The organism is Streptomyces sp. NPDC006261, from assembly GCF_040613515.1.
GTDB lineage: Bacteria > Actinomycetota > Actinomycetes > Streptomycetales > Streptomycetaceae > Streptomyces.
The window spans coordinates 87685-114104 of sequence record NZ_JBEXSI010000013.1; the positions used below are offsets into that span (position 1 = coordinate 87685).

At 69.8% G+C, this 26420-nt stretch carries 30 protein-coding genes and 3 pseudogenes; 17 read left to right on the top strand and 16 right to left on the bottom strand.

From position 1 onward, the window contains the following. Positions 1-38 precede the first annotated feature (38 nt). Together ABZ154_RS10995 and ABZ154_RS11000 are read right to left on the bottom strand one after the other, a co-directional pair. Positions 39-470: a hypothetical protein gene (locus tag ABZ154_RS10995; RefSeq protein WP_356831139.1), complete on the bottom strand. Its 432-nt coding sequence runs from the start codon at positions 468-470 to the stop codon at positions 39-41. Next, on the bottom strand, positions 467-658 hold the full coding sequence (locus ABZ154_RS11000) for a hypothetical protein (RefSeq protein ID WP_356831141.1): 192 nt from the start codon (positions 656-658) through the stop codon (positions 467-469). Before ABZ154_RS11000 ends, ABZ154_RS10995 begins: the two co-directional genes overlap by 4 nt. Before the next feature lie 265 nt (positions 659-923). Here ABZ154_RS11000 and ABZ154_RS11005 point away from each other — a divergent pair, with 265 nt between their 5' ends. Together ABZ154_RS11005 and ABZ154_RS11010 are read left to right on the top strand one after the other, a co-directional pair. Beyond that, complete coding sequence (locus tag ABZ154_RS11005) at positions 924-1172, top strand: hypothetical protein (protein WP_019762208.1); 249 nt, start codon at positions 924-926, stop codon at positions 1170-1172. Beyond that, a complete protein-coding gene (locus tag ABZ154_RS11010; protein WP_018511077.1) occupies positions 1169-1411 on the top strand; it encodes a hypothetical protein in 243 nt (80 codons plus the stop codon). Before ABZ154_RS11005 ends, ABZ154_RS11010 begins: the two co-directional genes overlap by 4 nt. Before the next feature lie 75 nt (positions 1412-1486). On the opposite strand, the gene ABZ154_RS11015 is transcribed toward ABZ154_RS11010, so the two are convergent. From ABZ154_RS11015 to mshA, 3 genes are all read right to left on the bottom strand, one after another. Beyond that, positions 1487-1615 (bottom strand): hypothetical protein, encoded by a 129-nt coding sequence (locus ABZ154_RS11015; RefSeq protein WP_356831143.1) that lies wholly within the window; start codon positions 1613-1615, stop codon positions 1487-1489. A 461-nt stretch (positions 1616-2076) separates the two neighbouring features. Further along, positions 2077-2589, bottom strand: a complete 513-nt coding sequence (locus ABZ154_RS11020) for a YbjN domain-containing protein (RefSeq protein WP_356831145.1) — start codon at positions 2587-2589, stop codon at positions 2077-2079. A 43-nt stretch (positions 2590-2632) separates the two neighbouring features. Further along, a complete protein-coding gene (mshA, locus tag ABZ154_RS11025; RefSeq protein WP_356831147.1) occupies positions 2633-3985 on the bottom strand; it encodes a D-inositol-3-phosphate glycosyltransferase in 1353 nt (450 codons plus the stop codon). Between the two features lie 231 nt (positions 3986-4216). Between mshA and ABZ154_RS11030 the strand changes: the two genes are divergently transcribed. The 3 genes from ABZ154_RS11030 to ABZ154_RS11040 all read left to right on the top strand — a co-directional run bounded on the left by ABZ154_RS11030 (position 4217) and on the right by ABZ154_RS11040 (position 7989). Beyond that, positions 4217-5002, top strand: coding sequence for a class I SAM-dependent methyltransferase (locus ABZ154_RS11030; RefSeq protein WP_356831148.1), 786 nt, complete (start codon positions 4217-4219; stop codon positions 5000-5002). Between the two features lie 236 nt (positions 5003-5238). Further along, on the top strand, positions 5239-6318 hold the full coding sequence (locus tag ABZ154_RS11035) for an NlpC/P60 family protein (RefSeq protein ID WP_356831150.1): 1080 nt from the start codon (positions 5239-5241) through the stop codon (positions 6316-6318). 300 nt (positions 6319-6618) lie between these two features. Then, positions 6619-7989 carry a SpoIIE family protein phosphatase gene (locus ABZ154_RS11040; RefSeq protein ID WP_356831152.1) on the top strand — a complete coding sequence of 457 codons (1371 nt, stop codon included), beginning with the start codon at positions 6619-6621 and terminating at the stop codon, positions 7987-7989. Here the strand turns inward: ABZ154_RS11040 and ABZ154_RS11045 are convergent. The 4 genes from ABZ154_RS11045 to ABZ154_RS11060 all read right to left on the bottom strand — a co-directional run bounded on the left by ABZ154_RS11045 (position 7962) and on the right by ABZ154_RS11060 (position 10841). Then, complete coding sequence (locus tag ABZ154_RS11045) at positions 7962-8303, bottom strand: DUF2516 family protein (RefSeq protein WP_356831154.1); 342 nt, start codon at positions 8301-8303, stop codon at positions 7962-7964. The genes ABZ154_RS11040 and ABZ154_RS11045 overlap by 28 nt on opposite strands. Positions 8304-8433: 130 nt before the next feature. Beyond that, a complete protein-coding gene (locus ABZ154_RS11050; RefSeq protein ID WP_356831156.1) occupies positions 8434-9120 on the bottom strand; it encodes a hypothetical protein in 687 nt (228 codons plus the stop codon). A gap of 38 nt (positions 9121-9158) precedes the next feature. Next, positions 9159-9638 (bottom strand): helix-turn-helix transcriptional regulator, encoded by a 480-nt coding sequence (locus ABZ154_RS11055; RefSeq protein WP_356831158.1) that lies wholly within the window; start codon positions 9636-9638, stop codon positions 9159-9161. Between the two features lie 354 nt (positions 9639-9992). Beyond that, positions 9993-10841, bottom strand: coding sequence for a putative RNA methyltransferase (locus ABZ154_RS11060; protein WP_356831160.1), 849 nt, complete (start codon positions 10839-10841; stop codon positions 9993-9995). A 624-nt stretch (positions 10842-11465) separates the two neighbouring features. On the opposite strand from ABZ154_RS11060, the pseudogene ABZ154_RS11065 reads away from it, so the two are divergent. Then, a pseudogene (locus tag ABZ154_RS11065) lies at positions 11466-11549 on the top strand (transposase); the annotation flags it as partial. Between the two features lie 252 nt (positions 11550-11801). Here the strand turns inward: ABZ154_RS11065 and ABZ154_RS11070 are convergent. Then, on the bottom strand, positions 11802-12308 hold the full coding sequence (locus tag ABZ154_RS11070; protein WP_356831162.1) for a DinB family protein: 507 nt from the start codon (positions 12306-12308) through the stop codon (positions 11802-11804). 268 nt (positions 12309-12576) lie between these two features. Here ABZ154_RS11070 and ABZ154_RS11075 point away from each other — a divergent pair. Further along, positions 12577-13637 (top strand): annotated as a pseudogene (locus tag ABZ154_RS11075) (protein kinase family protein). 204 nt (positions 13638-13841) lie between these two features. After that, on the top strand, positions 13842-14696 hold the full coding sequence (locus ABZ154_RS11080; RefSeq protein ID WP_356831164.1) for an alpha/beta fold hydrolase: 855 nt from the start codon (positions 13842-13844) through the stop codon (positions 14694-14696). Between the two features lie 99 nt (positions 14697-14795). Here the strand turns inward: ABZ154_RS11080 and ABZ154_RS11085 are convergent, their stop codons facing one another. Both ABZ154_RS11085 and ABZ154_RS11090 read right to left on the bottom strand, forming a co-directional pair. Next, entirely contained in the window at positions 14796-15137 is a 342-nt protein-coding gene (locus ABZ154_RS11085; protein WP_356831166.1) for a hypothetical protein, read from the bottom strand. 145 nt (positions 15138-15282) lie between these two features. After that, positions 15283-15633: a helix-turn-helix domain-containing protein gene (locus ABZ154_RS11090; protein ID WP_356831273.1), complete on the bottom strand. Its 351-nt coding sequence runs from the start codon at positions 15631-15633 to the stop codon at positions 15283-15285. 49 nt (positions 15634-15682) lie between these two features. Here ABZ154_RS11090 and ABZ154_RS11095 point away from each other — a divergent pair, with 49 nt between their 5' ends. Next, positions 15683-16582, top strand: coding sequence for an NAD(P)-binding domain-containing protein (locus tag ABZ154_RS11095; RefSeq protein WP_356831168.1), 900 nt, complete (start codon positions 15683-15685; stop codon positions 16580-16582). Between the two features lie 136 nt (positions 16583-16718). Here ABZ154_RS11095 and ABZ154_RS11100 read toward each other — a convergent pair whose 3' ends face one another. Then, the gene (locus tag ABZ154_RS11100; RefSeq protein ID WP_356831170.1) at positions 16719-17771 is read right to left on the bottom strand and encodes a WYL domain-containing protein; all 1053 of its coding nucleotides are present in this window, start codon (positions 17769-17771) and stop codon (positions 16719-16721) included. Positions 17772-17883: 112 nt separating this feature from the next. Between ABZ154_RS11100 and ABZ154_RS11105 the strand changes: the two genes are divergently transcribed. The 3 genes from ABZ154_RS11105 to ABZ154_RS11115 all read left to right on the top strand — a co-directional run bounded on the left by ABZ154_RS11105 (position 17884) and on the right by ABZ154_RS11115 (position 20002). Then, positions 17884-18456: a DinB family protein gene (locus tag ABZ154_RS11105; protein WP_356831172.1), complete on the top strand. Its 573-nt coding sequence runs from the start codon at positions 17884-17886 to the stop codon at positions 18454-18456. Between the two features lie 104 nt (positions 18457-18560). Beyond that, complete coding sequence (locus ABZ154_RS11110) at positions 18561-19451, top strand: winged helix DNA-binding domain-containing protein (RefSeq protein ID WP_356831275.1); 891 nt, start codon at positions 18561-18563, stop codon at positions 19449-19451. After that, the gene (locus ABZ154_RS11115; protein WP_356831174.1) at positions 19391-20002 is read left to right on the top strand and encodes a recombinase family protein; all 612 of its coding nucleotides are present in this window, start codon (positions 19391-19393) and stop codon (positions 20000-20002) included. Before ABZ154_RS11110 ends, ABZ154_RS11115 begins: the two co-directional genes overlap by 61 nt. Before the next feature lie 579 nt (positions 20003-20581). On the opposite strand, the gene ABZ154_RS11120 is transcribed toward ABZ154_RS11115, so the two are convergent. Together ABZ154_RS11120 and ABZ154_RS11125 are read right to left on the bottom strand one after the other, a co-directional pair. Then, entirely contained in the window at positions 20582-20938 is a 357-nt protein-coding gene (locus ABZ154_RS11120) for a hypothetical protein (protein WP_356831176.1), read from the bottom strand. Between the two features lie 314 nt (positions 20939-21252). Then, entirely contained in the window at positions 21253-22584 is a 1332-nt protein-coding gene (locus tag ABZ154_RS11125; protein WP_356831178.1) for a tetratricopeptide repeat protein, read from the bottom strand. A 690-nt stretch (positions 22585-23274) separates the two neighbouring features. Here ABZ154_RS11125 and ABZ154_RS11130 point away from each other — a divergent pair. The 5 genes and pseudogenes from ABZ154_RS11130 to ABZ154_RS11150 form a co-directional block, all read left to right on the top strand. Further along, a complete protein-coding gene (locus ABZ154_RS11130) occupies positions 23275-23517 on the top strand; it encodes a hypothetical protein (protein WP_356831180.1) in 243 nt (80 codons plus the stop codon). Positions 23518-23521: 4 nt separating this feature from the next. Continuing rightward, positions 23522-23740 carry a hypothetical protein gene (locus tag ABZ154_RS11135; protein ID WP_356831182.1) on the top strand — a complete coding sequence of 73 codons (219 nt, stop codon included), beginning with the start codon at positions 23522-23524 and terminating at the stop codon, positions 23738-23740. Between the two features lie 364 nt (positions 23741-24104). After that, on the top strand, positions 24105-24590 hold the full coding sequence (locus ABZ154_RS11140) for a hypothetical protein (protein WP_356831184.1): 486 nt from the start codon (positions 24105-24107) through the stop codon (positions 24588-24590). A gap of 29 nt (positions 24591-24619) precedes the next feature. Beyond that, the gene (locus tag ABZ154_RS11145) at positions 24620-24886 is read left to right on the top strand and encodes a hypothetical protein (RefSeq protein ID WP_356831186.1); all 267 of its coding nucleotides are present in this window, start codon (positions 24620-24622) and stop codon (positions 24884-24886) included. 174 nt (positions 24887-25060) lie between these two features. Beyond that, positions 25061-25347: pseudogene (locus tag ABZ154_RS11150) on the top strand (crosslink repair DNA glycosylase YcaQ family protein); the annotation flags it as partial. Between the two features lie 105 nt (positions 25348-25452). Here ABZ154_RS11150 and ABZ154_RS11155 read toward each other — a convergent pair. Next, a complete protein-coding gene (locus ABZ154_RS11155) occupies positions 25453-26412 on the bottom strand; it encodes a MarR family transcriptional regulator (RefSeq protein WP_356831188.1) in 960 nt (319 codons plus the stop codon). Between the last annotated feature and the right edge of the window lie 8 nt (positions 26413-26420).

Consider the following 26420-nt stretch of genomic DNA (forward strand, 5'->3'; position numbering starts at 1 on the left):
CGGGAAGCAGGTGGGGCGCTCGGGCAGACGGGCCCTGGTCAGCCCGGCACCTTGGCGGCCACGAACCCCTCGCCGTCCTGGAACTCGATCAGCAAGCGGCTGTCGGTGAAGTAGAGCCAGCACTCGTAGCAGCTGCCCACCACCATCTCGGCGTGAGCCGCCACGACTCCGGCTTCCAGCGCGACCGAGGGCACCGCGTGGTTGCCCCAGAAGACGACGACGAGCTCCGCCTCGCCCCCGTATCGACGCACCAAGTCGCGCAGACCGTCCTCGTCGAAGTCGTCCGACCGTTCCAGGACTTCGACACCCTGCCAGTCCAGACGGGTCGAGTTCACCGAGGCGAAGCGGTTGAGGCTGACATCGGCAAAAGCCCGGTCCTCCGCGTACGTCAGCACGATGGCGGCCTCCCCCGCGGCAGCCAGCAACGCGGCGATGTGCTCGGGGTGCGTCCCGTAGCCCGTCGTCTTCACCGGACCCCTTCCTCCAGACCGGGCACGAGGTTCGGTACGAAGAGGCTCAGGCGGTAGGTGGTCGGCTGCTTCAGTCGGCCGCAGAACGTGTCCATCCGCACGGCGCTCCAGTCGATCCGGGAACCCTCCGCCCGCAACCGCCGGACGCAGGCACGGCGTTGCGACTCGTCCTGTGTCTCGAAGGGCACGCTCCAGTGGCCCACCTCGGGTGCGAAGCGCTCGGTGGACGGCCATGGCCCGCCCGGCGGTTGGCGTCTTCTCCTTCGCTGACCTGGCATCGGACAAGCATCGTCACTTCGGGCCGAAGAGCCAAGCTCGGCCGGTACAGCGAGTCGGCCCTACCGCGATCCGGTTGTGCACCCCCGGGCCGAACTCCGCGCCTCACGCACTACGGTGGCCCCAAGCTGCCCGGCAGCACCGGCACCAAGGGCAAGGAGATCGGGGAGATCGATCATGGGCGAGTCTCTGAAAACCTTCGTCGGCGGCACCGAGGTGGAGGTGCCCAACAGCATCCCGGACATCCGCGCCGCCCTGCCCGAGGAGAGACGCGAGGAGTTCGACCTCGCCATCAACGAGGCCGGAGTCCACGAGATCCAGGCCGTCATGCGGCACTGGATGCTGGAGGCCGTTCCCGATCCCGAGGCCGAACGGATCCTGGACCGGCTGGCGCAGGACGAGGCCGAGAGGCGGAGCGTCGCTTGAGCTTCCGCATCTCCTACGCGCCGCCCGCCGACGACACCCTGGCCAAGATGCGCGACGGGCAGTCCTTCCGGGACGAGATGGCCCGCACCCTGGGCAGGGAGCCGTACGGGCACGCCTCGTCCGCCGTCAAGAGTGAGCGGGACCGGCGGGAGGCCACGGTCTCGGGGGCCATCGTCCTCTACTACGTCTCCCGGTCCGTGCTGACCGTCACCGTCGTCCGGCTCGTTCCCCTGCCCTGATCCCGGGGCGCCGGAGCAGGGGCACATCCGTCCCTGACCCGGAGCGCCCGGGGCAGGGCGCGCACCAGAGGCGGATCAGCCGAGCTTCCTCGCCTGCGCCGCCACGGCTTCCGTCGGCCCGGGGAACTGCACGTCACGGCCCGCCACCGCCGCCACGTTGCGCAGCGCCACCAGACTGGTCGGGACCTGGTCGTCGTCGCCCACGGCGGTGAGCGTCCTCGCAGCGGACTCGTCGCCGCCGGTGGCCTTGTCCTCGGTGACCGAGACGAGGCATTGGGGGCTGAGCCGCTCCCGCTCGTGGCACCGGCCTTGCCCTTCTTCCCGCCCTCGGCCTCCGTGTCGGGCGAGCCGCCGCCGGCCGTGGCCAGCAGGACTGACAGGGAGACCGCGCAGGCGGCGAGGGCGGTACGGCGTACGGCAGTGGCGCGCATGGTTCTTCTCTCCGGTTGGGGCGAGCAACCGTCCGTCCACAGTGCGGCACGTCGGGGCCGTCTGGGACGGACCGTCGCAGTGATCCACACGTGGGGCGGCCCGGTGGCGGACTTCGTCTCGCTCGCGCCGAATCTGCGGGCTTCGCGTGGAGTTCAGTGAAGCCGTACGAGAAGACGCCGCCACGGAGACGCGGCAGTTGGTGGTGCCCCACCTCGTCGCGGCTGGGGACTCCGTCAGCCGTCGGACGAGCGCTCGATCAGGTGGCTGAACGCGTCGAGGTTGCGCGTGGACTCGCCGCGCGAGACCCGCCACGCGTACTCCTTGCGGATCGAGCTCGCGAAGCCCAGTTCGAGGAGGGTGTTGAACGAGTCGTCGGCCGCCTCCAGGACCGTGCCGAGCAGCCGGTCCAGCTCCTCGGGGGTGACCACGGCGAGCGGCAGCTTGCCGGCCAGGTAGACGTCACCGAGGGAGTCGATCGCGTAACTCACCCCGAAGAGGCGGAGGTTGCGCTCCAGGAGCCAGCGGTGCACCGCGGCGTCGTTCTCGTCCGGGTGGCGGACGACGAAGGCGTTGAGGGAGAGGGAGTGCTTGCCGACGATGAGTGAACAGGTCGTCGACAGCTTGCGGGTGCCGGGCAGAGTCACCACGTAGTTGCCGGGTGCGGGGTTCTCCCATGCGAGCCCGGCCTCGTTCAGCGTCGCCTCGATCACCTGGGCCGCTGCTGTTTCGTCGGGTACGTCAGCCATGCAGCGAGCGTACGACAGGGGCACCGCGAGGCAGGGGACGGGCTCAGCCGTGGTGTGTACGCGCACGGCGACGGTGGTCGGCCAGCGCCGCCGTGTACACGTCGGCCGTGCCCGAGGCAGCCGTGTCCCAGCCGAAGGACTGCGCGTGCGCCGCGGCAGCCGCCCCCATCCGCTCGACCAGCTCCGGCGCGTCGGCGAACCGCTCCAGTGCGCGGGCGTACGCCTCCGGTTCGTGGCCGGGTATCAGGAAGCCGCTGACCTCGTCGCGCACCGCCACCGGCAGCCCGCCCACCGCCGCCGCGACCACCGGCGTACCGGCCGCCTGGGCCTCGATGGCGACCAGGCCGAAGGACTCGCTGTACGACGGCATGACCAACACGGACGCGGCCCGGAACCAGTCCGCCAGCCGGTCCTGGCCCACCGGCGGGTGGAACCGTACGACGTCGGCGATGCCGAGGCGCGCGGCCAGCTTCTGCAGACCCTCGGGCTTCGCCAGGCCGCTGCCGCTCGGCCCGCCGACGACGGGGACCACGATGCGGGAGCGCAAGGAGGGGTCCCGGTCCAGGAGCACGGCGACCGCGCGCAGCAGCACGTCCGGGGCCTTCAGCGGCTGGATGCGGCCCGCGAAGAGCGGGATGAGCGCGTCCGGCGGCAGGCCGAGCCGGGTCCGCGCGGCGGCGCGCCCGTCGGCAGGGCGGAAGCGCTCCAGGTTGACGCCGGGGTGCACGACGGCGACGGCCGAGGGGTCGGCGTCGTAGAAGCGGACCAGCTCGTCGGCCTCCTCGGCGGTGTTGGCGATCAGCCGGTCGGAGGCGTGGACGATCTGGGTCTCGCCGATGACACGGGCGGCCGGCTCGGGGGTGTCGCCCTCGGCGAGCGCGGCGTTCTTGACCTTGGCCATGGTGTGCATGGCGTGCACGAGCGGGACGCCCCAGCGCTGGGCGGCGAGCCAGCCGACCTGGCCGGAGAGCCAGTAGTGGGAGTGCACGAGGTCGTAGTAGCCGGGGCGCTGACCGGCCCAGGCCTGCATCACGCCGTGCGTGAAGGCGCAGAGCTGGGCGGGCAGGTCCTCCTTGGCGAGCCCCTCGTACGGTCCGGCGTCGACGTGCCGGACCAGGACGCCCGGGGCCAGCTCGACCTCGGGCGGCAGCGAGCCGGTGGTGGCCCGGGTGAAGATCTCGACCTCGATGTTGATCGCGGCGAGGCGCTTGGCCAGCTCGACGATGTAGACGTTCATCCCGCCCGCGTCGCCCGTGCCGGGCTGGTGCAGGGGTGAGGTGTGTACGGAGAGCATCGCTATGCGGCGCGGCTTGCGGGGGGAGCCGGGGAAGCCGCCGGGGAATCTGATGCGGGGGCCGGTCCGGGTTGAGCCGAGCCGGGAGACGTACTGGCTCACGTCGTCGGTCCTCCTCACTCAGGGCGCGCCACACAGGGGCGCGGGGCCCTCCGAAGGACGAGAACAGCGGAATACTGCCTTTCATTTCCGCTTTGCCAAATCATTACGGACGCGGGCGCGGGCGGGGGTGGCATCTTCACGTGGGGCCAGGCCCGCCCGTGGACACCCGGAGCCCACGCCCGCCCGTGGACACCCGGGCACCCGCCACTCCCCGTCGCATACGCTCACCGCATGCGCCAGCGCCCCATCGGCACCGCCACCCGCGGGACCACCAACCCGAACCGGCTGCGCCGCATGGACCGCTGGATCGCCGCCGGGCACGGCCCGGCCCTGCGGCGCGCGGAGGCCCCCGTGGCCGTCGATCTGGGGTACGGGGCGGCGCCGTGGACCGCCGTGGAGCTCCTGGCCCGGCTGCGTACCGCCGAGCCCCGCACCGCCGTCGCGGGCGTCGAGATCGACCCGGAGCGGGTCGCCGCGGCGAAGCCGTACGAGCGCGAGGGGCTCACCTTCGTCCACGGCGGCTTCGAGATCCCGCTGGAGGCGCGGCCCACGCTCATCCGGGCGGCGAACGTGCTGCGCCAGTACGACGAGGACCAGGTGGCCGAGGTCTGGGCACGGCTCTGCTCCCGGCTCGCCCCCGGCGGGCTCCTGGTGGAAGGGACCTGCGACGAGATCGGGCGCCGGCACGTGTGGGTGGCGCTGGGGCGTGAGGGCCCGCGGACGGTCACCTTCGCGACCCGGCTCGGTTCGCTGGAGCGCCCTTCCGACCTCGCCGAACGCCTGCCGAAGGCGCTGATCCACCGCAACGTGCCGGGCGAGCCGGTCCACGCGTTCCTGCGCGACTTCGACCGGGCCTGGGCGGCGGCCTCCCCGTACGCGTCGCTCGGCGCCCGGCAGCGCTGGATCGCGGCGGTGCGGGCGCTGTCGGCCGACTGGCCGGTGGCGGACGGCGTACGGCGGTGGCGGCAGGGCGAGGTCACGGTGGCATGGGACGCCCTGCGGCCCGGGGGCGGCTGAACGATCACCCGACCGGGCGAAAGTATGCTCTTCCGGGGAACGCCGGGAACGCCGCGGGCGTGTCGTTCGTCCTGGGGGTGGGGATCACGGGGCGCCGGGCGCCGACTGCCTCTGTTGCTTTACGGGACGACATGGCACGATCGCGACGTCGCCTGAACGTTACTGATGGTAAGTCAGATGCACGCTATGCGGCTTCTGTTGCTTTGGTCTTGATTTCGTTCTTGCTGGGGGAGCTCGTGAACCGACGCCACTGCGCCGCCGCGGCCATCACGCTGGTCTGCGCGCTGGGCCTGCTGACCGTTCCGGTCCAGGCGACGGCCGCGCCGACGCCGGACTCGTCGCCGCCCCCTTCCGCCTCGGCCCCCGCCTCTGCCGAGAAGGACCTGGAAAAGATCCGTGAGCAGATCGAGACGCTCTACCGGCAAGCCGGAGCGGCGACGGACGCGTACAACCTCGCCGAGGAACAGACCAAGAAGCAGTCCGGCGAGATAGTGAAGCTGGCCAAGGCGATCGTCGACGGCCAGGCCCGCATAAGCGAGCTGAAGGACCGCGCCGGCGCCCAGGCGCGCGAGCAGTACCGAAACGGCGGCCTGCCGCCCGGCGCCCAACTGGTCCTCAGCAACGACCCGCAGCTCTTCCTGGACGGGGTCAACAAGGTCCGCACCAGCCAGCAGGCGAACAAGACGGTCCTGGCCGAGCTGAACCGGACCCAGGAGGACCTGGAGACGTACACCCAGGACGCGAGCAGCAACTGGCACAAGCTCGAGACGAACCGGATCAAGCAGGCCGAGGCCAAGAAGAAGATCAACGCCCGGATAGCCGCGGCGGAGAAGCTCGAATCGCAGCTGGAGAAGAAGGAGCGGGCCCGGCTCCGCCAGCTGGAGCAGGACGCCGCGAACCGGGCGCAGTCGGCCTGGCTCGCCACCCGGCCCGCGCCGAACGTCGCCGTCAGCGGCGCGACGACCGCGGCCGGCAAGGCGGCGGTGGCTTTCGCGACCGCGCAGATCGGCAAGCCGTACGTATGGGGGGCCACGGGCCCCGGTTCGTACGACTGCTCGGGGCTGACCTCGAAGGCCTGGGCCGCGGCGGGCCGGCCGATCCCGCGCACCTCGCAGGAGCAGTGGCGGCTGCTCCCGCGCATCGACATCCAGGACATGCGCCCCGGCGACCTGATCATCTACCACGCCGACGCCAGCCACGTCGGGATGTACGTCGGTGACGGCGCGATCGTCCACTCCCCGCGCCCCGGCCGCCACGTCACTCTGGCGGGCGCGGGCTCGATGAAGATCCTCGGCGTGGTCCGGCCGGACAGGTAGGCGCCTGTCCCCGCCCGCCGCCCTGGCGTTACCGGACGCCGGAGGCGTGCGTGAGCGGCGCCACGCGTACGGGCGTGGGCACCGGCGTGCGCGGGTGATGTTTGTCATGGGCTCCCGACCGGCTCCTCGCGCCCCATCCCGCCGGATCCGTGCCGGGAAGCGGCTTATGACGGCGCATATGACAGGGGCCGAACCCCGTGCGCCATTCCGTTCCCCCGCCCGAGACCGCTATCGTCCCCGACTGGCGGGACGTCGATCGTCGTCCCGCCGCGCCCTCGGGGGGAGGGAGGACCCGAACCGATGCCCGTACCCGTACCGCAGCAACGTGACGTTTCCGCTGCGGAGACCCACCATGGCGCCGACCTCACCGTCCTGGTGATCGAGGACGACCCGGCGGGCAGCATCACGGGGCCCGAGCTTTCGGCAGCCGCCGGCACCCGGGTCCGTATCCGTACCGCCCGCAACCTCACCGAGGCCGGGCGGCTGCTCACCGACGACGTCGACTGCATCCTGCTGGACCTCGCGCTGCCCGTGCCGACCACCACAGCGACCACCGCCGCCCCCGACCACCGGCCCGAGCCCGCCCCCGCCCGGGCCGACGAGTTGGCGGTCCTCATCCACGTACTGCGGATCGCCCCGCTCCACGCGGTCCTGGTGCTGACCGCGCAGGACGACACGGAGCTTGCGGCCGAGGCGGTACGCGTCGGGGCGCAGGACTACCTCTTCCGGGGCGAGCTGGACGCCCGGGTGCTGAGCCGCGCGATCCGGTACGCCGTCGAGCGCAAGCGGGCCGACATCGCCCAGCACCAGCTGACGGAGTCCGGGCTGCGCGCCCAGGAGAACGCCCGCCTGGAGCGCGGCCTGCTGCCCACCCCGCTCCTGGAGGGCTCCGACCTGAGCTTCGCGGCCCGCTACCGGCCGGGCCGCAGCCGCGCCCTACTCGGCGGGGACTTCTACGACACCGTGCGCACCCCGGACGGCACGGTCCACGCGATGATCGGTGACGTCTGCGGGCACGGCCCGGACGAGGCGGCGCTCGGCGTCGAGCTACGGATCGCCTGGCGGGCGCTGACGCTGGCCGGGCTCTGCGGCGACCAGCTGCTCTCCACCCTCCAGCAGGTGCTGGAGCACGAGCGGCAGAGCGAGGAGATCTTCGCGACGCTCTGCACCGTCGACATCGCCCCCGACGGCCGCCGCGCCGGACTCTGCCTGGCCGGCCACCCCGCACCGCTGCTGGCCCGCCACGGCCGGCCGGCACGGCTGCTCCCGTACGAGGACGGCGGCCCGGCGCTCGGACTGCTGCCACGCGCCCGGTGGCCGCGCCGCCAGGTGGAGCTGGGCGGGGAGTGGAGCCTGATGATGTACACGGACGGGCTGATCGAGGGCCGTGTCGGGGCGGGCAGCAGTCAGCGGCTCGGCCAGGACGGCATGGTCGCGATGGTCAACAGCCGGCTGGAGCAGGGACTGGCGGGCGAGGAGCTGCTGGAGGCCGCGGTCGCCGAGGTGCGGGAGCTGAACGGCGGCGAGCTGACGGACGACGTGGCGGTGCTGCTGCTGGGCCGTGACCCGGAGCGGGTACGCCGACGGGGCCGGAGCGCCTCACGCCCCGGCCCCGCGTCGACCGCTCCTGCGGCCGCGAGCGCTCAGCGGCCGCCGTTGTACGGCCCGTAGGGTCCGTCGCTGCTGGAGCCGCCCCGGCGGCCACCGCCGCCGCCGCCCGAGACCTCCTTGAGCGCGGGCCGTACGTCGACCATGAACACGATCGACGCGACCACACCCGCGAGCTGGAGGAAGAGGAAGGGGATGAGCAGATTCACGGCGACGGCGACGCCGAGAATGATCAGCCAGAAGGACTTCTTCTTCTTGTCGGCGGCCCGGTAGGCGTCCTCCCGGGCGGTCGCCGCGAAGACGAACGCGACCACGGCCAGCACCAGCATGCCCAGGTAGAGCAGCTGGAGGAGTGTGCCGAATCCTGAGAGCAACATGGTGTGTACCGCCTAGTGAGTGGATGAGCGCCCTGCGGCCAAGGTACCGGGACAACGATCCGGCCACCGGTAAAGGTGCCCGCCCCGCGCCCCGGTCACTCTTCGTACGTACGGGAGGGAGCCGTCGGGGTCACTTCCCGGCGGGCGGCGTGGTCTTCCGGGCCGCGGGCTTGCGCGGGGCGGGAGCCTTCTTGGACGTGGCCTTGGCCTCGGCGGGCGCGGCCTCGGCCGGGGTAGCGGGCTTCGCGACGGGCGCGGGCTTCACCGCCGCCGGCTTCACGGCGGTGGGCTTGGGCGCGCTCTTGGTCGCGGCCTTCGGCTCGCTCTTGGCCGCGGGCGTCGGGGCCGGTGCGGCCTTCGGCTCGGCCTCCACGACGGCGGCGATCTCGACGATCTCGTCGGCCGTCTCGCCGCGCCAGGTCCGCACGGCCTGCTCGCCGTGGACGGCGACCTTCTCGTACGTCTCCCGGGCCCGCACCGCGTACTCGGCGGCGATGCCCACGCTGCGCAGCGCCAGGTCCTGAGCGCTCTCGCCGAGCTTCTTCAGGTCGGCAGCGTCGAGCGCCCCGAACACCTCGGTGACCTTCGCCTGCACGGTGGCCTGGGCCTCCTTGGCCTGCGTGGTCACCTTCTCCTGCACGGCCTTGGGGTCGGTGTTGCGTACGGCCTCGAACCGCTCGGGCGCCTCGGCCCGCAGCTGCTCGATCAGCGCCGGGACCTTGAGCGCCTGCTGCACGGCCAGGTCGGCCGTACCGGCGGCGAAGTAGAGGGGGGTGCGGTCGGTGAGGGTCTTACGCAGGTCATCGGTGATGGCCATGACTGTGGTCCTCCCGGATCATCAGAAGCAGCTGGTGACTAGCTGTGAGGGTTGTCGTCTTTCGCGGCATCTGCCTTGAGCGCGTCGTCCACCCCGGGCGACTCCGCCACCCCGGGCGACTCGGCCACCCCGGGCGTCTTGTCCGCCTCAGGCGTCTCGTCCGTCTCGGGCACGAACCCGTTCTCGCGGCGGAAGGAGTCGTAGATCTGCAGCAGGACGTTCTTCTGCCGCTCGTTGATCGACGGATCGGCCAGAATGACCGCCCGCGTCTCCAGCTCCTCCCTCTCCCGCTCGTCGAGGATTCCCGCCCGTACGTAGAGGGTCTCGGCCGAGATCCGCAGCGCCTTGGCGACCTGCTGCAGCACTTCCGCACTGGGCTTGCGCAGGCCACGCTCGATCTGGCTGAGATACGGGTTCGACACCCCGGCGGCATCCGCGAGCTGCCGCAACGAGAGCTGCGCGGCACGGCGCTGCTCCCGGAGGTACTCACCGAGATTGCCGACGTTGAGTGATGCCATGACTCGATACTGCAACACCGATGCTAACTTTTGCAAGCAGACGCTTGCAAAAGTGTCGCGCGCCACGTGTGGCTGCTGTTAAGACTGAGCACGGTGCGTGTCCGTTCCCGGTCTATCTGCGCATTCCCACCGGGGCTGCAGTGCGAAGTGAACGGGTCCCGGACGACCTGCGCAGCAGCCAGCCCACCAGAGCCACCTGCCCGCGAGGGCAGTGCCCACCGCTCCTGCTGCCGGACGACCTGGGAGATCACAGCGGCCAACGGACGTACGCCCCACCTTGCCCGAATTGCCAGGAAGGTGGGACGCCAGGCGCGCCCAATGGTTCGTCGTTTCAGCAGGCGTATCCGCCCGTAGCTACCGAGGCTGGTAGGAGGTGGCCAGCACGGAGACGGTCACCCGACTGGGCAGGGAGCCGTGGCCGCTCAGGTCCGCGGGGGTCAGGTGGCGTGCGCTCGGTGTCATTCCCACGAGGTCGACGGCTTCTTGCCTGCTCAGGGGCGTGGTGTATTCGACGTGCTGGGTACCGGCGGCCAGGAAGTGGGGTTCCAACGCCCGTTGCAGGCGCTGTTCCTTGTCCGGGTCGATCGTGACCATCGCGGGGACCTGGCCCCGTAGCTCGGCCAGGTGCCGCTCGATGGGCCGCACCACGATCAACCGGCCGGTCGGACGGAGCACTCGGTGGAACTCGGACGGGTTGCGCGGGGCGAACACGTCCAGCACGACGTCGACCCCCTGGTCAACCAAGGGGAAGGGACGGAAGACGTCCCAGCTTGCCGCAGCAGCTCGCGGATGGGCTCGAGCTGCTGAGCGCAGGGCGCGTGCTGACGTGTCCAGCCCAAGGCCGCGGATGCCGGGCAGTTGATCGAGTACGCCGGCCAGGTAGTAGCCGGTGCCGCATCCGACATCTACGACCGTGCCTTGACCAGGCAGGGCGTCGGCTGTCATACGAGTCAGGGCCTGGTGGACAGGGGCGTACCTACCAGTGGACAGGAACCGGTTTCGGGCCTGAACCATGGCTGCGATGTCACCGCTGGTGGCGCGGATACCCGTCAGCAGGCTGACGTAGCCCTGACGGGCGATGTCGAAGGCGTGGCCCTCCGGGCAGCGCAGTGAGCCACGGGCAGGTCGGAGACAGGCGCGGCACACCGGGCAGCGCAACAAGTCGAGAAATGGTTCGAGGGCAGGGGGAAGCAACGCAGGCACGAGGTACTCCAGGCGACGGTGAAGGGAAGGGACCGTGCCTGCACGCGCTCTCACAAGCCGCCGTCTCAAGAAAGACGAGGCCCGGCATCTCGCCGCCTCGGTGTGGGCGGCACAAGGGATGGACCACGTAAACAGGCACGCCAAGGAGGGCGACGCCCTACGGCATCGCCCTCAACGCCTCGTGACTACAGAGCCTGGATGTGCTGGGTCCACATGCCTACACGTTACGAGCCTTACCAAAAGCCCGTCCCCTCGCCTCAGCAGTCAAGAGATGCGGCCCGGCGATGAGGGATCGCGCCGGACTGCGTAATCACCCGGACGAGGGGTTTGGCTCCGTTTGAGCTGCACAGTCCCTACGGGTCTGCGAAGTGGCATACATGGGGCTGGGTGTGCTGGAGGGGATGAAGCCGTTACAAGTAGACGGCTTCGAGGTCGGCTGGCGGGACGACCAGGGTGAACATCGCCTGCCGTTGGCGGATGCGGTCTCGGTGCCGTTCGAGGACGGGCGGCCGGTCCGCAGCTTCCCGTCATATCGCGGGCAACGGCATTTCGCCGGGTTGTATCGGTCGTCGACGACCTGCGGGCACGTGGGGTTCGAGTCCTGGATGGAGCGAGACCACCCTTGCCGACGCCGAGGGCCGCATCGACTGGTCGATGGTGAGCGTGGACTCCACCTCCTGCCGGGCCCACCGGCACGCCGCCGAAGCCCGCAAGAGACGCCCGCGGGTGCCGGGAAAGGACAACGCCCCGGCAGCACCTCCCCGCGAGGGGCTCGGACGCTCCCGGGGCGGCTGACCTCGACAAGGCATATGCCTCCCGTCGCAACCGCCGCTACCAGCGGGCCAACCGTCAACGAAGAGACGACAAGCGCGGCTACATCTTCCACGGCACCGTCACGGTCGCGGCACCGTCACGGTCGCCTCGAACCGACTCCGGCTCCACCCGTGATCTCCGCCGTATCTAGCCGCCGGTCGTACCGTCGAGCATCTCGCGCAGGATGTCCAGGTGGCCGTTGTGGCGGGCTGTCTCCTCTGTGAGGTGGAGGAGGATCCAGCGCAGATCGACGTGGAGGCCGTTGCGGATGGTTCCCTCGGCCCGCTTGTCCAGGTCGTTCCGGGCGACCAGTTCGCGGTAGCGAGCGCTTTGATCGGCGTACTCGTCGAGCAACTGCGTGAGCGGGAAGTCGACGGCGATACGCATCTCGCGGTCGGGGTCCTCCTCCGTCATGGGGGCCCGGTCTTCCTCGCCGAGGAAGACCACTTGGAACCAGTAGTACTCGACCCAGCGCAGGTGGTTGATCACTCCGCTCATGGTCATCAGCGGCGAGCCAGGCAGGAGCGCTCTGCGGGCGTTCTCCGCAGAGACGCCGGCGCATTTGGCGCGGGCGGTCTCACGTGCGTAGTCGAGGAACGTGGTGAGCTGGGTGCGCTCGTCCCATGCGGGCGGCGTGTCGTTGATTCTGGTCATCGCGCGAAGTGTCCCCCGTCACCAGCCCGCTGTCGTGGCATTTATCGACGGACCCCACCCGCTCCACCCAGCGCCTTCTCCAGCCGAGCTACATCGATTCAGCGCCGGCGGCCGCCCGGCATGATCCGCCGGACGAGCTCTAGCGAAAACCTGACACCATGCCAAAAGGCGCACGTTCGGCGTTTCCAGGCGCCGCCGAGTGGCCCGCTGGCTTCGGGCTCCCGTCGCCGGCGAGACAGGCCGGGCAGTAGCGCGTCCGCCGTCCGGCCTGTCAGCCTTCGCGTACAGTGCGCAGGCGGCAGCCGGTGGCACTCGCGTGCATGCAAGTGATCGACGGCTGGACGAGCTCGTTGACGCCGCCCGACCCCATGGCTCCGGTATCGGCGGACGGTCTGCGCTACTGAAGGTTGGTGGGAAGCCGGTCTTCGTGAAACGGGTGCCGCTCACGGATATGGAGCGGCTGCCGGAACACGCACGCTCCACGGCCAACCTGTTCGGAATGCCCACCTTCTGCCAGTACGGCGTCGGTGGGGGGCCTGGTTTCGGGGCGTGGCGGGAGCTCGCCGTGCACACCATGACGACGAACTGGGTGCTCGGAGGGCAGTACCAAGGGTTCCCGATGATGTACGACTGGCGCGTGCTGCCGGGCACGGCGGCGCTTCCCGAGGAACTCGCGGACGTCGATCGGGTTGTGGCCTATTGGGGAGGCAGCCCGGAGGTGCGCCGTCGTATCGAGGCCCTTGAGCAGTCCTCTGCGAGCCTCGCGCTGTTCCTGGAGTACATCCCCTCAGACGCTCGACGAGTGGCTCACCGAGCAGGTACAGGCTGGCGAAGAGTCTGCCGACCGGGCTTGTTCCCTGGTGGAGGGCGAGTTGGAGGCCGGCACGTCCTTCATGAACGCTCGCGGGCTTCTGCACTTCGACGCCCATTCTCAGAACATCCCGGTCAGCGGCCGACGCCTTTACTTCACCGACTACGGCCTCGCCATCTCGTCCCGATTCGATCTGTCCCCGTCCGAGGCCCGCTTTCTTCGCACTGCACAGGACCTACGACCGCTGCTATACACGCAGCTGGCTGGTGAACTGGCTCATCACGAAGCTCTACGGATACGAGCGGAACGAACGCGAGGCGCTCATCCGCGCATGCGCGGAAGGAGAGGACCCGCCGGACGGGCCGCAGGAGGCCCGGGCGATCCTCTCCCGCCATGCACCGCTCGCCGCGGTGACGACGGACTTCTACGTCAAGGTCCAGGATGAGAACAGGGAGGCCCCGTACCCGTTGGAGGCGCTGCGCCGGGCCCTCCACGCAGACCGGTCACGTCACGGCTGAGCAGCTCTCAGTTTGTCCGTCTGCCCGGTGGTTCCTACGGCGGGAACGTGCCAGCAGGCCAGCGGGACCGCGAGGAGGACGGGGGCCAGACTCCTCATCCCAGGTGACCGACCGGAGAGCCCCACGTGGAGCTCGCGGACATGCCCCAGGCCTCAGTTGAACCCGTGGCCTTGTTCCGAAGATCGTTCTGTTGGAGGCTGAGGCATGCTGAGTCTGCCCACCTTCGTTCTTGTCCATGGAGCCTTCGCCAATTCGTTCTCGTTCGCGCCGCTGCAGGCCGAACTCGCCCTGCTCGGTCACCGATCGGTCGCGGTCGACCTTCCGGGGCACGGGTTCGAGGCGACCTTCCCCGCCGCCTACCAGGCTCCCCAGGACCTGGCCGCCCTCGCCGCGGAACCGGGGAGCATCAAAGGAGTCACGCTCGCCGACAACGTCGCCCGCGTGACCGAGGTCCTCGAGCGGGCCAAGCGGAACGGGCCCACCGTCCTCGTCGCCCACAGCAGGGGCGGTGCCACGGCCACCGCCGTCGCCAACGCCCGGCCCGAGCTGATCGACCGGATCGTCTACGTCTCCGCCTGGTGCCCCGTCGATCTGGACGTGGGCGACTACTACGCCGAGCCGGAGATGGCGGACGTCGACCCGGGAGCCTTCGCCGCCACGCTCGTCGGGAACCCGGCCGAACTCGGTCTGCTGCGGACGAACTTCCGCACCGCCGACCCGGCAGCGCTCGACGCGTTCAAGCAGGCGTTCGCCGCCGACCTCACCGACGACGAGTTCCGGACCTTCCTGAACACCTTCCAGCCCGATGAGAACCTGGACGTCGGTACGTCCGCCGACCGGGCACAGGCCGCGACCTGGGGCCGGGTACCCAGGACGTACGTGCGCCTGGCGGCAGATGCCGGCCTTCCGCTCGCGATGCAGGACCGCATGATCCGCGAAGGAGACGCGCTCACACCCGACAACCCCTTCGACATCCGAACCCTTGAGGGAAGCCACCTGCGCTGGCTCGTCCATCCGAAGCCCGCCGCCCAGGTGCTCGCAAGCCTCGCCGGAAGCTGACACCCCCAGACCATCGGCGGTGCCGCAGGGGCAGCGCCGCCGCGAGCGGTCGTCGACGGCTCCTCGCAGTACCCTGCACTCCTGCACGCGGCTTCGACGTCAGCACCTGTCCGGCCACTCCACGAGCGCAGCGAAGCCCGCGTCCGTGAGGCCGTGGCGGGGATCGACACGGTGGAGAAGCGCTCGCCCTCTGTGGTGCCTCGCCACCCAGGCCCGGTCGGTATCGGTGATCTCATCGTCCACCCAGGCGAAGGCACGGCCGCCCGCCCGGTCGACGAGGCCGCGGGTCTTCCAGTGGAGGCCGTCCTGGTCGACCTCATGAGACTCCTTCGGCCAGGACACCACGGGCCAGGACGGCAGCCCCAGCCAGGGCGCGATGCACTTGATGAGGGGGCCGTCGACGTCGAGAAAGAGAAGCGGACGTTGCCCGGTGCTGGTCACGGCCGCACGATAGCGGCCGAGGAGCGGACAGCCCTTCCCGTAGCCACCTTTTTGTGGGTACTGGGCAACGGTCGACGGCCGGACGATCCTGGTGGGGAGCGGTCGGAGGGCCGCCTGAACCCGGGCGGGGAGGGAACCTGATGCGTCAAGAGGCCGGCTGGAGATCCGTGATTCTCGCCAAGCGGCGCCGGCCCCAGTCGGAGAGGGTGTCGAGGAGTTCGGCGAGTTCCCTGCCGTCCTCGGTCAGCGAGTACGTCGTCTTCAACGGCCGGACATCGTGCACTTCCCGGCGCACCAGCCCGTCGGACTCCATCTCGCGGAGCGCCTGAGTCAGCACCTTCTCGCTGAGCCCGGGCAGTTGGCGGCGTAGCTCGCCTGGCCGGCGCGGGCCGGATTCCAGGAGCCAGATCAGGCCTGACTTCCACTTTCCGTCGACCACGGCGATCGCGGCGGTCACCCCGCAGACGTTCGGGTCCTGGGCACGGCTGCGCGTCATCATCGCTCCGTTCGTCAAGGGAACGTCCATTATTTCAGGGAGTTGAGCCATGTATCCACAGAGTCAGCAACGCGGCCAGTCCGCCGTCACCGTGATCGGGCTGGGGCCGATGGGACGGGCCCTCGCGGGTGCGTTCCTCGATGCCGGACTGCGGACCACGGTCTGGAACCGGACTTCAGGGCGGGACCGGGAGCTGGTCGAGCGAGGTGCGGTCAGCGCCCCTTCGGCCGAGGAGGCCGTCGCCGCGGGCGCGTTGACCGTGGTCTGCGTCGTGAACTACGACGCGGTGGACGCGGTCCTGCGGCGCGACGCGGTCGCCGGCGCGCTGAAGGGGCGTACCGTGGTCAATCTCACGGCCGACACCCCGGGCCGGGCCCGGGACGCGGCGGCGTGGGCGGTCGAGCACGGCGTCCGGTACCTGGACGGGGCGATCATGACGCCCACCGTGACCATCGGGACCGCCGACGCCGTTCTCCTCTACAGCGGTCCGGAGGATCTCTACCGCGAACACCGTCCCGTCCTGGCTGCGTTGGGCGGCACCCACACCCATCTCGGCGAGAAGATCTGCCGGGCGGCGGCCTACGACATCGCGTTGCTCGACATCTTCTGGACCGCGATGGCCGGCTACAACCACGCCCTCGCCGTGGCGCGGGCGGAAGGCATCACCGCCCGGGAGCTGGCTCCCTTCGCCGCGGGAATCGGCGCCATCCTCCCGGCCATCTTCACGGAGGTCGCGGAGGAGATCGGCCGGGGGACGTTCTCCGACGAGGGCACCCCGCTCACCTCGACCGCCTCGACCATGGCCCACGTCATCCACACCTCCGAGGCCCACGGCATCGACGCGGGCGTCATGCGCGCCGCCGAGGGCCTCGCCCGGCAGGCCATCGGGCTCGGCCACGGGGAGGAGGGGTTCCACCGGGTAGCCGAGCTGCTGGGGCGGAGGAGTTGACCAACTCCGGCCATGGGTAGCTGGGCTGGCGCTCGCACGAGGCCGTGGATCTGTTCATGCGAAGGACGAGCAGACTTGACACCCGTACGGAATGCGGTCCGCCCGCCGCCTGTCGGTATCCGTACGGCTAGGGGAATCAGAGGTTCGGTGTCCCGGGCGTGCTCGCTGCGGCATCGGCGTACCGTGCCGCCAACTGTGCGAAGGCCGACCTGAGTTCGGGCGGGCCGATCACATCGATGTCCGCGTCGAACCTGCCGATCGCAGCGGCCAGGCCGCGCCACGACCAAGACCCCAGGACGAGGCGGCAGCGGTCCGGGCCGAGCGCCTCGACGATCCCCTCGCGGGTGTGGCGGAGGACCTCGGCGGCGGGGAGGGCGAGGGTCACCTCTCCCCGGCAGGGCCATCCGCCGATGCCGTCCCCGGTGGGGGTGGTGGTGCCCCGGAACCGGCCGGTGACGAAGGCCGCCACGCTTCCGCCGGGCAGCTCACGCGAGGCGAAGCGGGGACCGGTCGGAGTGCGCGGGGCGATCCGGTCGGCCCGGAAGGTCCGCCAGTCCCCGCGATCGAGGTCCCAGGCCACGAGGTACCAACGCCGGCCCCAGGTGACGAGGTGGTGGGGCTCCACCCGGCGGGGCGGGGGCGGCAGCACACCACGGCCGCCCTCCCCCTCGGCCCCCGTCCGTACGGGCACGGGTACGGACACCGGCCGGTAGTCGAAGCGCACCACCTCGCGCGCGTGCACCGCGGCCCCGAGCGCCATCAGCACACCGCTGTCCACCTGAGGTTCCGGCCGGCTCTCCGGGCGGTCCACAGCGGTGACCCGCAGCGTGTCGACGCGGTGGCGCAGCCGGGCGGGCAGGACCTGGCGGACCGTGTTCAGCGCGCGGGCCGCCGCCTCCTCGATGCCCGCACCGGAGGCGGTCGCGATCTGCAGGGCGACCGCCAGGGCCACGGCCTGCTCGTCGTCGAAGAGGAGCGGCGGCAGCTCCGCGCCCGCGTCGAGGCGGTAGCCGCCGTCCGGGCCCTTCACGGCTGCGACCGGGTAGCCGAGCTCCCGCAGCCGGTCCACATCACGGCGTACGGTACGCGGGCTGACGTCCAGCCGTTCGGCCAGCAGCGCCCCGGGCCAGTCCCGGCGCGCCTGGAGCAGGGAGAGCAGCGACAGCAGCCGCGCTGAGGTTTTCGGCATGACATCCATGGTGCACGGAGTAGAGGACACAACCTGTCCTCTTCTCTTGGGATGGTGGATCCGTGCCCGAAACGCGGGAACGCGTACGAAGCGATACGAAGCGAAAGGTCCGATGACCATGACCTCCTCCCCCGCCCTCGACGGCGAGCGCGCCGACCTCATCGCCGAGCTGGCCTGCGCCCGCGCCGCCCTGATCGGTACCGTGCGCGGGCTCAGCGACGAGCAGATCGCGGCGCGGCCGACCGTCAGCGCGCTCTGCCTGGGCGGACTGATCAAGCACGTCGCCTCCACCGAGGAGAGCTGGCTGCGCTTCGCGGTCGAGGGCCCCTCAGCGATGTCCTTCGGTCTGCCCGAGGGCGTGACCTGGGAGGACTTCGCGGCCGGGACCGCGCACACCTACCCGCAGTGGGCCATCGACCGGCAGAACGATTTCCAGGTGCGGCCCGGTGAGACCGTGGCCGGCATCCTCGCGCGGTACGAGGCGGTCGCCGCCCGCACCGAGAAGGTCGTCGCCGACCTCCCCGACCTGTCCGTCACGCACCCGCTGCCCGACGTCCCGTGGAACGAACCGGGAGCCGTACGCAGCATCCGCCGCGTGCTGATCCACGTCATCGCCGAGACGACCCAGCACGCCGGGCACGCGGACATCCTGCGCGAGGCGATCGACGGGCAGACCTCGACGTGACCCGAACGCCCTCCAGCGGTGCGCCCGTCGGCGGCCGTAAGCCCGTCAGTCGTGCGCCCGTTCTCGATGTCCGCGCGCTCAACCGGGCCACGCTCGCACGGCAACTGCTGCTCGACCGGGCCGACGTGCCGCCGCTCGACGCCGTCGCGCACCTCTGCGGACTGCAGGCGCAGGAGCCGCAGGAGCCGTTCACCGGGCTCTGGTCGCGGCTGCGCGGGTTCCAACCGGGAGCGCTCTCCGCCCTGTTGACCGGGCGACACGTCGTACGCACCCATCTCATGCGCCGCACCGTGCACCTCGTCACCGCGGAAGACGTCCTCGCCTGGCGGGCCCGGCACAACGCCATGCTGCGGCAGCGCGTGCTCGGCGTCTACCGCCGCGAGCTCGCCGGGGTCGACCTCGGCGAACTCGCGGCGGCGGGGCGGGGGGTGCTGGCCGACGGCGAACCCCGCTCCATGGCCCAGCTCGCCCGCGCGGTCGCCGAGCGCTGGCCGGAGCCGGGGACGCGGCCCCTGGGCGAAATGCTCGTCGCCGGCGTCCTGCCGATGGTGCAGCTGCCGCCGCGCGGGGTCTGGCGGACGAGGGCAGGGGTGCGCAACGCGCTGGTCTCGTCCTGGCTGGGGCGCGAGGTCGACCCGCTGCCCACGGACGACGGCTCGGACCCGGTGGGGCAGGAGCTCGTACGTCGCTATCTCGCCGCGTACGGGCCCGCCGCCACCGCCGACGTACGCGCCTGGTCCGGCCTCGCCGGGCTGCCGGGCGCGGTCGCCGCCCTCCGCGGGGAGCTGGTCACCTTCCGCGACGAGCGCGGCCGGGAGCTGCTGGACCTCCCCGACGCGCCGCGCCCGGACCCGGAAACCCCTGCGCCCGTAAGGTTCCTGCCGGCGTTCGACAAGGCAAAAATCCCTAGAACACAGTTTCTAGGAGGCGCACCATGGAGAACGTGGAAACTCCCGCAACGACACCGTATGACGGCTGCGGCCGCTGCCTGGTAGGGGTCCGCCGACTCAGCCGGAAGAATGAAGCAAGCCAGAGCCCAGAGAAGCAGCTAGATCAGGTTCTTGCCGTAGCCAAGGCTAACGACGCCCACATCATCGCATGGGCCGATGACTGGGAAGTGTCCGGCGCAATGGACCCGTTGAAGCGCCCGAAACTGGGCCCGTGGCTTACCGATCGAATGGGGCCGTACGACGGCATTGCGGGCGCAGCCGTAGACCGCATTGGCCGCAATGTGCGTGACGTGCTGAACACGGCGTACGCCATTCACGAGCGCGGTCAGATCCTTCTGACTGCCGATCACGTCGGCATATGGGACCTTGACGATGAAAGCCAGGAGACCGACCTACTGGTAAAGGCTCTCGGTGCCCAGCTCGAACACCGCGCGACACGGCGACGGTCTAATGAATCTAAGACCAGCTCACGCAGTCAAGGCCCGCACGGCGTGCGGGCGGTGGGCCCAACGGCCGGGCTGCGGCTGACGCCGGTCCCGGCCGAGACCCACCGCCCGCACGCAACCGAGCCCATGATCCCTGAAGTTGTTTACTGACTAGCCGTCAGGCGGCGCAGTCTCGCGCGTGCTTCCGCGCCGCCGCCCTTGCCGGGCCGACGCCAGGGGCGTACCGGTCCAGTCGGCACCCCGTGCACTGGACCCACTGATGCCTGTCCGCGTCCTCCAAGACGTAGACCATGCCGCGCCCCTTCGTGCGGATGCCTGTCCCAACCTTCCTACGCCGTACCACAGTTGACCTTCCCTTCACCTAGGCCCATTCAGGATGGCCGGGGGTGGAGGGCGGCGACAGGCTTTAGGCAGCCACGATGGGGCGAGCCTCTAAGATCGCGGGCCAATCGGACGCAAACACGGGCAGGTTCACCACCCGCCCGATTCGCCTGGCGAGCGTAAGGCCCGCGATCTCTCGCCCCATCGCAGCTCCCGCCCAAAGCCTGCCGCCGCCCTCCACTTGCCCACGCCCGGCACTCGACAGCCCCCGTCACCCCACCAAGACAAGATCATCTGCGGCGTGCCGGGCCAGCCGGCCAAGAGCAGGCAGGCCGCCCCTACGCCCCCGGACAAGACGAAGGCGCGGCCCCCTCGCAGATGAGGAGACCGCGCCCGATGACGCCAGGTTCAGCGCCGGAGGTAGGAGCGGTGCACCCACCCCCGCGTCTCATGCGGGATGCCTGACTGACTCCGGCCGACCACGACCACCTTGACCCAGGGAGAGCCGACGTACGACTCCCGGATGAAGACACGGTCACCCCGGTACAGCAGGCCCTTGACCCACCCCGCCGGGGCCGCACGGAAACGCAGGGCGGAAGCCGAGACGCGGTGCGTCTTCAGCCCCTTCGGGACCTTGTACTCAGCTTCGGACGAGGAGGGAGCAGCCGAGGCCGACCCCGAGACCACCACGCCCCCCAGCGCCACCGTCAGAACAGCCAGCACCGCAGCCACACCGACACCGAAACGCGAACGGATGAACTTCATGTGCAAACCCTCTCGATGCATCATGGGTCACCATGCTGGTGAACCCCGAACGAGACCGAGTTTGCTCCTTAGCGTTTGCAAATGTCAATGACGTTGCCGCGGCGGCTTTCAAGATCGTTTTCGTCAGTCGGGGCAGCCGGCCAAAGGCAGGCAGGCCGCCCCTCAGCCGCGATGCTCAACCGGACCAGGGCAGCAAGAAGCCCCACCGCCCGCAGGGGTGATGGGGCAGAACGGGAGCACTCTATGGGCCTAGCGGGTCGAGCCGTACCAGGTCCACCAGACCCGCCCGCCGCCCGCGCCGGTTTCCCTGTTTTTCACTTCAGGCAGAGTTCACGGGAACGCTCGGAGGTTTGTCGGGCAATGGGATTGCGTTGGTAACTCGAAAGCAGTGAAGCAATCTTTGCCATCTGCTCATCAATTCGCCCGGAGTGAATTGCCGGATACTCATCTAGAACTGAGTTCCAGGTGGCGCAAGCCTCCTCCAGGTGTCCGACTTGCAGTTGCCTCTCAGCAAGCAGAGAGCTAAAGATCAGCTTGCTTCTCTGCATATCCGTAGAATCTCGCAGGCGAAAATGATCCTGCAAGGATTGGATGCTGCCCAGCGTGTCACCAAGGGCGTAACGAACCTCGGCCGTCGAATAAGCCAAGGTCGCTGAGCTGAAACCGCCAAAGGTGCCGAGCTGGCTTTCTGCTTGATTAACGGCCCGCTCCGCTTCGCGTAGAGCGGTACGCGCATTTGTCCTCTCACCAGCTAGGGCGTAAGCGTGAGCTTGCTGCCCAGCCATAAAGGCTCGCATTCGAGGGGTGGACTCAGGGGCCGCCTCAGCCGCTGCATTTGCGAGCCTTACGGCCGGTGCCCCGTGTCCCAGGTTCGCCGCCTGCACCGACATGCCGCGCAGGACGTGACAGTACGTGTTGTGATCGCCGCTCGCTCCCGCAAGTTCCAAGGCCCGCACATAATATTGCTGTGCTCTCCCGTGGGCCCCTTCGTCCACCGCCATCCATCCAGTCAAGTAGCAAAGAAATGCGGCTGCAGAAAGCATTGAATTGCGCGTCTCGCTGGATGATTCAGCCTTGAGATACGGGCTCACCGTATTCACGAGGAAGGCGGCAGCCATGGGCCGGGCATAGCGTCCGCCGAAATCATCGTCAAGGTCTGAAAGGCGTTCAGTCATTGCCAAAACGGCCCTTACCTCAGCCTGACCGATACGCAATTTCGGATTCTGCTTAATCGCTTCCATGCGGCCGACCACATCCTGCCAGCCAGGGACAGTAAGGGCGACGGAGAAAAGCCCTGCACCTAGAACGCTGCGGCGTGACGGGTCCATGTCTTGCCTTCCGAGTTCCATCAAACCCTCAACGGTGGCCGGAGGGTTTTTCGACTCTTCTGCGGGTTCGGGAAATCCCGCCTCCCCATATGTCACGGGCCGCAGCAGCTTTCGAGAGAACGCCTCAATGATCAGCGGCCGGACCGATTCTTTCGGGAGCTGACCGTTTAACCATTGATGAACGGACGGCTTTTGGTAGGCCACCGGGGTGCCCCGCTCCGTGCCTAACCGGTTGATCTCCTGGGCAAGCTGACGAAGGGTCCAGCCGGTCTCCCGGTGCAGCCGCTCCAGTCCGGCGTTCGGATGACGTGTCGTCACTGTCCCCAACTCCCCTGCTGTGACCGCTTAACGCTCTTAACTCTCGCCGCCTTCCCGAGGGTACCGCTGAGCGTGGTCGGGCGGTTGCCTAGTGCGAGCACGCGCCAGCCAGGAACGAGCACACAGGGAGGGCCAAGGCGTGAGCACAGACGAGCAAGCCGCAACCCAACTGGACACCCCGGAACACCGAGTCGTCTCGCAGGTCTTTGCGGAAACCGCAGACACAAGGGCGTATGAGTCACCGCTGAAGTACCCGCCGTGCGGCTGCGGCGCCCCCATCTGCCCATGGGCCAGACAGGCCAAGGCAGAGCAGCAGCCGCAAGAGACAAACGTGTATGCCGAGCTGCGCCAGCGCGTTCACCAAGAGAACGTATGCCGCCAGCAGTGGCGCTTGACCTGAAGGGTCAGCAAAGCGCCCTGACCCGGCCGCTTCACCGGTCGAGCCAGGGCTAAGCCGAACAGCTACGAGGAGCTGAACGACCTATGAAAGATCGTATCGTCAGGATGCTGAGCGCATTATGGGCTCTCATCCGACCCCCGAGGAACGGCCACCACGCCGTCTACCGCCACACCGTGAGCCCGAGCCACCTTCGGGACCTCCACCAGACCCTACGTAGCCCGTGGCTCCAGCCCTGGCCCGGACCGGACCGCGACACCGTTCGCCAGCTTTGGGCAGACGACGAACGCGACATGACCATTCCCCTGAGGATCGTTGAAGGGGATCTACGCCGCGCGCACGAGGTCAGGGAACTCCGTCGGCACCGTACCGAATACCGTCGCGCGTTCGACCGGACCGCGTACGCGGATGAGGTCGATCTGCACCAGGAACGTCAGCAGGCCCTCAGCGCCGCCGCCGCCGGGTTCGACTACCCGTACAGCTATCCCGGTGACCCCTTTTCCCGGCTTCATCGATCGGCCACCCGTCATGCGTAGGGGGATGACGCGAGCCGACTACGCGGCGCTGGAGAGCGCCGTTCTGACCGGCCGTGCCACGATCACCGCCCGCCTCGAAGCGAACGAGAGCGTTCGGAAGATCGCCGGGGAGTACGGCATCGATAGGCGCACCCTCGCGCGGATCGCTGACGAGTGGGGCGTACGCCGACGCCCGGCCACTCAGAGGGGCCGCGCGCCCTTGAGCCCCTGCAAGCATCGGTAACCGGAACCATCGCGCTTGCAGGTTGCAGGACCCGCTACGGGGCAGCTAGACGCGTCCCGCAGCGGAAGGAAGGGGTTTGTTCCGACTGCTGTCGGTGCAGCCGGAACAAACCCCGACACGCACGGCCAGCACAAAGCGAGCAGGAGCCCTTTCAAGATCATCGTCAGGAGGGCGGGCAGCCGGCCAAAAGCAGGCAGGCCGCCCTCAGCACCGACGACCACACAGACCAGGGCAGCAACAAGCCCCGCCACCCACGAGGGCGACGGGGTGTAAGCCAGCCCGCCAAAGCCCCCGCTCCGACCGTTCTAACCCCTGGACAGGACGCACGGACGGAGCGGGTCAACCCCAACAGGAAGGCAAGAACATGCGAGACGAACTCGCGTTACTCACCCCCGAAGGGCTGGAGGGTGTTGTCGCAACGGTCACCGACAACAACCCCGGCATGGACGAGGGTACGGCCTGTCGGATCGTCGCGGAGGCGCTGAAGTTCGTGGACGCCGCCGCGCAGTTCCCCACGGTCCGCATCGCCCCGTCCAAGGTGGTCGACGAGGGTTGGCACGCCCTGATCCTGCACACCAAGCTGTACGCAATGCTGTGTGAAGGACTCGGCTACTTCGTGCACCACTATCCCGAGCGTCCCGACCCCGAGCGCTACGACGAGCACGTCATCACCCGCACGATGGCAACCATCGAACAGGCCGGATACGCCATCGACACGGAACTCTGGTCGGCCCCCACCAAGACCCTGGTGGGAGTAGCGGCCCAGTGCCAGCACTCAGGATGCAGTAGCGGCAGTGGCTGCGGCACGGTCCGTCCGGGCAACTGCGCCACCAGCGGCGGGGACGACTAGGCTCCCCGCACTCAACGGAAGGTGATCAGATGGACGCGGAGCAGGCCCGCCAGGTCGATAGCGTGTTGCGGCGGTTCGGTATCCCGGGCGTAGTCGCACCGGTCGACCCGGAGAATCCGGCAGGCTCTTGGCGAGTGTTCGACCAGGCCGACCCGGAGACCCGCAAGGACGCCACTGCGGACGCGTTGGCCGCCCTGGCAGCCACGTTCCCGTCGTCCAGCCCCGGCCCTGCTCCGAAGAGGCAGAGCGGGCCCACCCGGGGATTCGTTTACCCCCCGAAGGAGGGCGACGACTAGCCACCCTCACTCTCCCTGGACCGGCCCCGTCCGTGTGCTGCCCCCGTGGCACATGGGCGGGGCCTTTCACTGCCCCGACACCTGAGGAAAGCTCTCGAGGCACAAAACAGCTGGTGGGGGGCCACTGTTGCCCAGCTCACACACTCTCACCGCACGGACTGTGTTTAAGCGATGTTCCCCAACGCGATCCTCGGCTACGACGACCGCACCCGGATCATCGACGACGTTTCGACCGGGGCCTGTCGGTCGCCGGCGCCCGGGTCGTCCTGGTCGACGGCCGGGTCTCCGCGACCTGGGACGTGGAGGCGGGGACCGGAACGGGCAAGGACACGGTGGTCGTCACGCCGCTGCGGCCGTTCTCCCGGACCGAGCGCAACGACGTCGGCGAGGAGGGGCGGGAGTTGGCGGGCTTCCTCTCCGACGGCGAGAGCCGCCGGGTGCGGGTCGCCTCGTCGGCGTGAGTGATGCGGCCGGACGCGCCCCGGTGCGGCGGGGCGCGAGTGGTGCGACCGGACGTGGCCGGACGTGGCCAGGCGTGGCCGGACGTGGGTGAAGCGGCCCGGTACTCAGGCGCGCCGTGCGGTCGCCTCGGCGGCACCCGGGTGGGCCGGTTCGAGGAGCCGGCCGAGCAGGGCGCGCAGTTCTCCCTCGCCGCCGGGGCCGAGCAGCTCCGCGGTCTCCGCGGCCAGCAGGCCGACGGCCTCCGCGACCCTCTTCAGCTGGGCGTGCCCGAGCTCGGTGAGCTCCAGGGCGTGCCGGCGCCGGTCCTGCGGGTCGCGCCCCCGGTGGACCATCCCGCCTGCGACGAGCTCGTCCACCAGCTGGGAGGTCGCGGGGCCGGAGATGGCCAGCTCCTGGGCGAGGCGCTGCTGCGGGCAGGGGCCGGAGGTGGCGAGGAGGGAGAGCGGGCCGTAGTGGCGGACCCGCAGGCCGGTCCCCGCCAGCTTCGCGTCGCCCAGCCTGCGCAGCCGGTGGTGGGCCTGCGCCACCAGGTGTCCGGTGCCCCGCACGAGGTCCTGGGCGCCCCCGGGGAGCAGCCGCGCGAGCAGCGTGTTGAGGCGGGAGACCTGCTCAGGGGCGAGGGCGGCGGTGAGCCGCGCGTCCCGCTCGGCGACCGCTCGACGGCCGGCCTCCACGGCGGAGCGGCCCTCGTCGGTGAGGGAGAGGATGTACTGGCGGCGGTTGTCCGGGTTGCGGGTGCGGAGCACCTGGCCGCGGCCCTCCATGCGGTCGACCACGCCGACCATGAGCGTGCGGTTGATGCCGAGGCGTTCGGCCAGGTCCAGCTGGGAGGCCCAGTCGCCGCCCGTGAGGGCGTCGAGGACGAGGAAGTCCCGGGAGCCGTCCTCCGGTCCGTCCGAGCAGGCCGCGAACTGGGCGGACACCCGGCGCAGGAGGTAGCCGGTGAAACCGGTGAGCGCTTCCGGCAGAGCGCCGGGGATTTCGGCCCCCTCCTCGGCCGCGGTCACGGTCTCCGCGGCGGGGCCCCGCGTCCGGCCGTCGGGTTCGACTCGCACGATCGTCATCTCCCCCT